This window comes from Ralstonia sp. RL, assembly GCF_001683835.1.
In the GTDB taxonomy this organism is placed as follows: domain Bacteria; phylum Pseudomonadota; class Gammaproteobacteria; order Burkholderiales; family Burkholderiaceae; genus Ralstonia; species Ralstonia mannitolilytica.
On the sequence record NZ_LWRX01000143.1, the window covers coordinates 1 to 7,739 of the forward strand.

A 7,739-nucleotide genomic window follows, 5' to 3' on the forward strand; every position below is an offset into this window, starting at 1 on the left:
GGCTGCCAGACTGGCGCGCGCCGCCCGCACGCGCGACGTGTCGGTCGGCCTGCAATTCGAACACTACCCGGCCAGCGCCGCCAATCCGCAGGGCAGCGGCAACAGCTACGGCGTGTCGCTGCAGATCCCGCTGTTTACCGGCTACTACTACGAGGGCGAGATCCGCGCCGCGCAGGCGGCCCTCGATACGGCGCAACAGAGCCTGGAAAAGGCGCGCAGCATCGCGCGCGGCGAACTGGCCGGCGCGCTGCACGAGGTGCAGGCCGCGGCCGAGCGCGTGCAGCGCCTGCGCCAGGAACTGCTGCCGGCGGCAAGGAAATCGGCCGACGCCGCGGAATACGCGTTCAGGAACGGCGCCATCGGCGTCATGGACGTGCTCGATGCGCGCCGCACCTACCGCGCGACGCAGCTGGAAGCGGTGTCGGCCCAGGCCGACTACGCCAAGGCCCTGGCGGCGTGGCGCGCCACTGTTTTGGAGGAAAGCGAGAAATGAAAACGAGCGCCAAGATTCTTTCCGCGATCGGCATCGCGGCCGTTTCCGTCGCGGTCGTGGCCGGCGCCCGGCAGCTGGCCGCTTCGCAGGAGCCGGTCAAGACCGAGATGCCGGCGGCAAGGCGCACGCCGGGCATCGTGCAGTTCGCGCCGGGCGCGGCCGAATTGTCGGCGCTGCGGATCGCGCCCGTGTCCGAGGCGCCGCTGCCGGTGGCCGAGCCGGTCAACGGCCGCATCGCCTACGACGAGAACGTCACCGCGCGCGTCAGTTCCCCGATCCCGGGGCGCGTGGTGGGCGTGCGCGCGGAAATCGGCGACCGCGTGAGCCGCAATGCCGTTCTGCTCGACATCGACTCCCCCGAACTGGCGAATGCCGAGGCCGACTGGCGCAAGGGCCAGGCCGACGAACTGCGCAAGAAGCTGGCGCTGGAGCGCGCCCGCAGCCTGCTGGAGCACGAGGTGATCGCGCGCAAGGACTATGAATCGGCGCAGGCCGACTACCTGCAGGCGGTGGCCGAAACCCGGCGCGCCGCGCTGCGCATGAAGAACCTGAACGCCGCCGGCAACGAGAACGGCAAGTTCGGGCTGAAGGCGCCGATCGCCGGCGTAGTGGCCGACAAGCAGGTCAATCCGGGGCTGGAGGTGCGCCCCGACCTGCAGAATCCGCTGTTCGTCATCACCGACATCGGCCGCCTGTGGGTGCTGGCCGACGTGCCGGAGCGCAGCATCGGCGGCATCAGGCCGGGGCAGGCGGTGAGCATCGAAACCGACGCCTATCCGAACGAGCGCTTCGCCGCCACCGTGGAACGGGTCGGGCTCGCGCTCGACCCGGCCACGCGGCGCGTGCAGGTGCGCTGCAGCGTGAAGAACCCCGAGCACAAGCTCAAGCCGGAGATGTTCGCCCGCGTGTCCTTCCTGGCCGACGGGCGGAAAACGGGCGTGCAGGTGCCCAACACCGGCCTGGTGGCGGACGGCCTGCACAGCTACGTGTTCGTCGAAAAGCAGCCGGGCACCTTCGAGAAGCGCGCCGTGACCGTGACGGTCAGGGGCAGCGACAGCAGCTTCATCGAAGGCGTCTCCGGCGGCGAGCGCGTGGTGACCGAAGGCGCGCTCCTGCTCAACTCCGAGGCGGCCGGCGATGCTCAATAAGCTGATCGATTTCGTCCTGACCCAGCGCGTGTTCGTGCTGGTGCTGGTGGCCGCGCTCGGCCTGTTCGGCTACCGCGCGCTGAGCGAGCTGCCGATCGAGGCGTTCCCGGATGTGCAGGATGTGCAGGTGCAGATCGTCACCCAGTATCCGGGCCAGGCGCCGGAAGAGGTGGAGCGCACGGTGACGTTGCCGATCGAGCGCGAGATGAGCGGCGTGCCGCGCCAGACCCAGCTGCGCTCGGTGAGCATCACCGGCCTGTCGGTGGTGACGTTGACCTTCGAGGACGGCACCGACGACTATTTCGCGCGCCAGCAGGTGCTGGAAAAGCTGCAGAACGTCACCCTGCCGCCCGGCATCCAGCCGGGCCTGGCGCCGCTGTCGACCGCGGTCGGCGAGATCTACCGCTACATCGTCGAGGCGCCGGCGGACATGCCGCAAAACGAGGTGCGCTCGCTGCAGGACTGGGTGATCCGCCCGCAGCTGCGCATCGTGCCCGGCGTGGCCGACGTGGTCAGCTTCGGCGGCACGGTCAAGGAATACCAGGTGCGGGTCGATCCGCACGCGCTCAAGCGCTACGGCGTCACGCTCGACCAGGTGAGCCAGGCGCTGGCCAGCAACAGCGCCAACGTCGGCGGCGGCCTGGTACGGCGCGGCGACGAGGCGCTGGTCATCCGCGGCATGGGCATCTTCACGCGGCTGGAAGACATCGGCCGCGTGGTGGTCGCCGCCAAGGGCGGCAACACCGTGCTGGTGTCCGACGTGGCCGAGGTCGGCATCGGCGCGCGCCCGCGCTCCGGCATCGTCGCCTTCAACGACGGCGACAGCGTGGTGGAAGGCATCGTGCAGATGACCAAGGGCGGCAACGCGGCCAAGGTGATCGGGCAGCTGAAGGAGCGCATCGAGGAGGTCAACGCCAAGCTGCCCCGTGGCGTGCGCATCCGGCCGATCTACGACCGCACCCACCTGATCGACCACACCGTGCGCACCGTCGGCGAGAACCTGCTGGTGGGCGCCGTGCTGGTGATCGCGATCCTGGTGGTGTTCCTGCAGAACTGGCGCGCGGCGCTGATCGTGGCCACCGTCATTCCGCTGTCGCTGCTGTTCGCGTTCATCATGCTCAACGCCCGCGGCATCCCGGCCAACCTGATCTCGCTCGGCGCGGTCGACTTCGGCATCATCATCGACGGCGCCGTGGTGCTGGTCGAGGCGCTGATGGTGCGGCTGGCCGCGCGCCAGTTCGACGCCGCGATGGCGTCGGCCGACATGGGCTGGCGCATGCACACGCTCAAGCAGACCGTGGCCGAGCTGGGCCATCCGATCCTGTTCGCCAAGGCCATCATCATCGTCGCCTTCATCCCGATCTTCACCTTCCAGCGGGTGGAGGGAAAGATCTTTTCGCCGGTCGCGCTCACGCTCAGCTTCGCGATGCTGGGCGCGCTGATCCTGACCATGACCTTCGTGCCGACGCTGCTGGCGCTGACCATGCGGCGCCATACGATGGCGGAAAAGCACGTCGCCTGGATGCAGCACATGCAGCAGCGCTACCGCACGCTGCTGCGGCGCGCCGCCGGCAAGCGCTTCATCGTGATGGCCGCCTCGGTGGCGACGCTCGCGGTGACGCTGGCGCTGGCGCCGCTGCTGGGCAGCGAGTTCCTGCCCAAGCTGGACGAGGGCAATATCTGGCTGACCATCACGCTGCCGCCGTCCAGCGCGCTGGAGACCACCAAGAACGTGGAACGGCAGGTGCGCGCCATCCTGCGCAGCTATCCGGAAGTGGGCGACGTCATTTCGCACGTCGGCCGCCCCGACGACGGCACCGATCCCAAGGGCCCGAACAACATGGAGATCCTGGCCGACCTCAAGCCGCGCGGCACCTGGCGCTTTGCGGACAAGGATGCGCTGATCGAGAGCATGTCGAAGAAAATCCGCGCCATCCCCGGCATTCCGACCAACTTTTCCCAGGTCATCCAGGACAACGTCGAAGAGTCGCTGTCGGGCGTCAAAGGCGAGATCGCGGTCAAGGTGTTCGGGCCGGACCTGCAGATCCTGACGCAAAAGAGCGAGCAGATCGCCTCCATCCTCAACGGCATCGCCGGCGCCACCGACGTGGGGGCGGTGAAGATCGGCGGCCAGAGCGAGCTGGACATCGCCATCGACCGCGGCAAGATCGCGCGCCTTGGCATCAACGTCGCCGACGCCAACGCCGCCATCCAGACCGCGCTGGCCGGCAGCGCCGTCAACACCTATTACGAGGGCGACCGGCGCTTCGACATCACGCTGCGCCTGAAGGAGCAGTACCGCGACGCGATCGACGACATCGCCGGCATCCAGGTCAACCTGCCGGGCGGCGCCGGCACCGTCGGCCTGGGCGACATCGCCACCATCGAGGTGCGCCAGGGCGCGGCGCGCATCAGCCGCGAGGCCGGCGGACGCAACGCGTCGGTGAAGGCCAACCTGATCGGACGCGACCAGGGCAGCTTCGTGGCCGAGGCGCAGCAGAAGGTGCGCGAGCAGGTCAAGCTGCCGCCCGGTTATCAGATCACCTGGGGCGGCCAGTTCGAAAACCAGCAGCGCGCGGTCAAGCGGCTGGCGGTGATCGTGCCGATCACCGCGCTGCTGATCTTCTCCCTGCTGTTCTGGGCCTTCCGCTCGGTGCGCAAGGCGACGCTGGTGCTGCTGATCGTGCCGTTCGCGCTGATCGGCGGCATCGCCGGCCTGGCGCTGGCCGGCCTGCACTTCTCGGTGTCGGCCGCGGTCGGCTTCATCGCCGTGGCCGGCATCTCGGTGCAGAACGGCGTGATCATGGTCGAGCAGATCGTGGAACTCGCGCGCGGCGAAGCCTCGCTGGCGGTGGCCGCCGTCGAGGGCGCAGTGGCGCGCCTGCGGCCGATCATCATGACCGCGCTGATGGCCGGCCTCGGCCTGCTGCCGGCCGCGCTGTCGCACGGCATCGGCTCGGAGACGCAGCGCCCGTTCGCGGTGGTGATCGTCGGCGGCATCGTCTCGGCGACCTTCTTCACGCTGCTGTTGCTGCCGCTGGCCTATCCTTATTTCGCGGACAAGGACAATGAGAAATAGACTGATTGCCCTATTCGCGATGAGCTGTGCGCTGCACGGCGCGCAGGCCGGGGATGCCGGCACACCCTGCCGGCGCCTGCTGCGCGCGGTGCAATGCGCGACCGTACCGCTGGCCGGCGCCGACGAGGATGCCGAAGCCAAGCGCTTCCAGCCGCCGCCGGACGGCCGGGCCAGGGTGTACGTGCTGCGCCCCGGCACCATGGCGCCGGCCGTCAAATCGACCATCCTCCTGGACGGCAGGCCGATGCGGGAACTGGCGCCGCAGACCTATGCGGTGATCGACACCTCTGCCGGCACGCACCGCATCGCCGCCCGCACCGACCGCGACGCCGAGATCGAGCTCGATCTTGAACCGGGGCGGATCCGGTATGTCGAAAACCGGTTCTCGCTGCTGTTCTTCACGGTCTCGGGCCAGCTGCGGCCGCTGGAGGCGCAACCGGCGCAGGCGGCGATTGCGCAATCAAGGCTTGTAAAGTCCGGTGCGGAAGGCGAATAATGGGCGCTCACGTCCCGGACGGCGCCGCCGGCCGGGCTTGCAGAAAACGAATCCGGTGACCGAACATGCATGTCCTGTTGGTTGAAGATGACGCCGTCCTGGCCGACGGCATACGCCGCGTCCTGCAAGGACACGGCATGGTGGTCGATGTGGTGCATACCGGCAGCGAGGCCGACTGGATGCTGCAGCATGCCCAGGTCGCGGTGGTGGTGCTGGACATCGGCCTGCCCGGCATCGATGGCTTCGAGGTCGTGCGCCGGCTGCGCGCGCGCGGCAGCAACCTGCCGGTGCTCCTGCTGACCGCGCGCGACGCCATCACCGACCGCGTGCACGGGCTGGAGCTGGGCGCGGACGACTATCTCGTCAAGCCGTTCGCCACGCCCGAACTGGTCGCGCGCATCAAGGCGCTGGTCCGGCGCAGCAATCCCAAGCCGGCGGAACTGCAGGTGGGCCGGCTGTCGCTCGACCCGTTCGCCCGGCGCGCCACGGTCGACGGCCAGCCGATCGAGCTGTCGGGGCGCGAATGGGCGGTGCTCGAATACCTGATGCAGCAGGCGTCGCGCGTGGTCTCCAAGCAGCAGATCATCGACGCCATCCTGCCCTGGGGCGAGGAAATGACGCTCAACGCGGTCGAAGTATATGTGTCGCGCATCCGCCTGAAGATCGCCGACGCCGGCGTGGCGATCCGCACCATCCGCGGCTTCGGCTACATGCTGGAAAAGGCGGAAACGCCGTGAGCAGCATCCGCCGCAGCCTGCTCAAGTGGCTGATCGCGCCGCTGTTGGCCATCAACATCGGCGGCGCCGCGCTGACCTACTGGCTGGCGTGGATACCGGCGCAGATCGCCTTCGACCAGAGCCTGGCCGACGCCGCCTGGGCGCTGATCCCGCACCTGCGCATGGTGGGCAGCCGCATCGAGACCGACCTGTCGCTCCAGGCCGAGGAAGTGCTGCGCATCGACCATTTCGACGCGGTCTACCTGATGGCCCGCGACGCCGCCGGCAAGACCATCCTCGGCGACAAGGACTTTCCGCTGCCCTGCCTGCCGGAGGCGGCAAACGAGCCGGCGGTATGCGACGGCGCGATGCGCGGCGAACCGGTGCGCGTCATCACGCTCAAGACCGACATCGGCAGCGGGGAAGTGCTGATCGGCGTGGCGGAAACGCTGCGCAAGAGGCACGCGATCCGCTCCGAGATCATCGTCGCCCTGATTTTCCTGGAGGGCCTGCTGGTCGCGGTTTCGGTAGCGATGATCCGGTTCGCGGTCAGGAAAGGCCTGCTGCCGCTGCGGGCGATGCAGGAAAAGCTGGACAGCCGGCGCGACGACGACCTGTCAACCGTGGCCGAGCAGGAAGCCCCGACAGAAGTCAGGCCGTTCGTCACGGCCATCAACAAGCTGCTGCTGCGCGCCCAGGCCAGCGCCCGCGCGCAGCAGGACTTCCTGGCGAACGTCGCGCACCAGCTGCGCACGCCGCTGGCCGGACTCAAGACCCAGCTCGAATGGCTGCAGCAGCGGCATGCCGGCGACGCCGACACCGCGCGCTCGGCCAGCCTGATGCTGTCGTCCACCGACCGCATGATCCGCCAGTCCAACCAGCTGCTCGCGCTGGCGCGCGCCGAACCGAGCCAGTTCGAACAGAACCGGCTCGGCCTGGTGGCGCTGGACAAGGTGGTCGAGGAATCGATCCAGCATTTCGTGCAGGAAGCCGACAAGAAGCGCATCGACATCGGCTTCGACCTGCATCCGACGCGGGTGATGGGCGACCGCTTCCTGCTGCACGACCTGATTGACAACCTGATCGACAACGCGGTGCGCTACTCGCCGCCCGGCGGCATGGTGACGGTCAGCTGTTACCAGACCGGCGCCGCCGGCTGCCTGGTGGTCGAGGACTGCGGACCCGGCATCCCGGCGCAGCAGCGCAAAAAGATATTCGAGCGCCACTACCGCCTCGACGAAAACCTGCCCGGCAGCGGGCTCGGGCTGGCGATCGTGCACGACATCGTGCAGGACCACGGCGCGGCGATTTCCATCGAACCGGGCAGCAACGGCAAGGGAACCGTGTTCCGGGTCGAGTTCCCGCTCCCCGCAGCCGGCGAAACCGGCCGCTGACCCGGAGCGTCACGCGTGGCGCGCCTCCAGCAGCTCGCGCAGGTCCGCCGGCAGCACCGCGCGCAGGCGCGCCGAAATTTCCGCTTCATGCCTGCTCCACCACAGCCCCAGCCCGATCAGCGCAAAGCCGAGCACCGTCAGCACCAGCACGAAGCCGAAACTGTTCTTGAACAGGTGCCACGACAGGTCGGACAGCACGGCCGCGATGCCGATGCCGCCGAACACCGCGAACACCCGCCGCGCCAGCACCGTGCCGGCGAACACCAGCACGAAGTGGATCGCGAGGTACACCAGCTTGCCCGCCAGTTGCCCGTTGCCCATCATCGACAGCGCGCCGCAGAACGTCAGCAGCCCGAACAGGTACAGCCAGAACGCGTAATCCTTGCTGCGGCGCGAGCGCAGGTCGACGAAAA

6 protein-coding genes and 1 pseudogene are annotated in these 7,739 nt (G+C 68.6%); 6 read left to right on the plus strand and 1 reads right to left on the minus strand.

The window, feature by feature from the left end; all coding sequences use genetic code 11:
- From A6M56_RS13325 to A6M56_RS13350, 6 genes are all read left to right on the plus strand, one after another.
- Positions 1–493: TolC family protein (locus A6M56_RS13325; RefSeq protein WP_286758179.1), on the plus strand; the 493-nt coding region annotated here is incomplete at its 5' end.
- Positions 490–1,641: an efflux RND transporter periplasmic adaptor subunit gene (locus A6M56_RS13330; RefSeq protein ID WP_286758180.1), complete on the plus strand. Its 1,152-nt coding sequence runs from the start codon at positions 490–492 to the stop codon at positions 1,639–1,641. The genes A6M56_RS13325 and A6M56_RS13330, both read left to right, overlap by 4 nt.
- The gene (locus tag A6M56_RS13335; protein WP_286758181.1) at positions 1,631–4,720 is read left to right on the plus strand and encodes an efflux RND transporter permease subunit; all 3,090 of its coding nucleotides are present in this window, start codon (positions 1,631–1,633) and stop codon (positions 4,718–4,720) included. The genes A6M56_RS13330 and A6M56_RS13335 overlap by 11 nt, the downstream gene beginning before the upstream one ends.
- Positions 4,710–5,216, plus strand: coding sequence for a DUF2846 domain-containing protein (locus A6M56_RS13340; protein ID WP_286758182.1), 507 nt, complete (start codon positions 4,710–4,712; stop codon positions 5,214–5,216). The genes A6M56_RS13335 and A6M56_RS13340 overlap by 11 nt, the downstream gene beginning before the upstream one ends.
- Before the next feature lie 65 nt (positions 5,217–5,281).
- Positions 5,282–5,953 (plus strand): response regulator transcription factor, encoded by a 672-nt coding sequence (locus A6M56_RS13345; RefSeq protein ID WP_286758183.1) that lies wholly within the window; start codon positions 5,282–5,284, stop codon positions 5,951–5,953.
- Positions 5,950–7,326, plus strand: a complete 1,377-nt coding sequence (locus A6M56_RS13350) for a sensor histidine kinase (RefSeq protein ID WP_286758184.1) — start codon at positions 5,950–5,952, stop codon at positions 7,324–7,326. Before A6M56_RS13345 ends, A6M56_RS13350 begins: the two co-directional genes overlap by 4 nt.
- A gap of 9 nt (positions 7,327–7,335) precedes the next feature.
- Here the strand turns inward: A6M56_RS13350 and A6M56_RS13355 are convergent.
- Positions 7,336–7,739: pseudogene (locus A6M56_RS13355) on the minus strand (DUF2157 domain-containing protein); the annotation flags it as partial.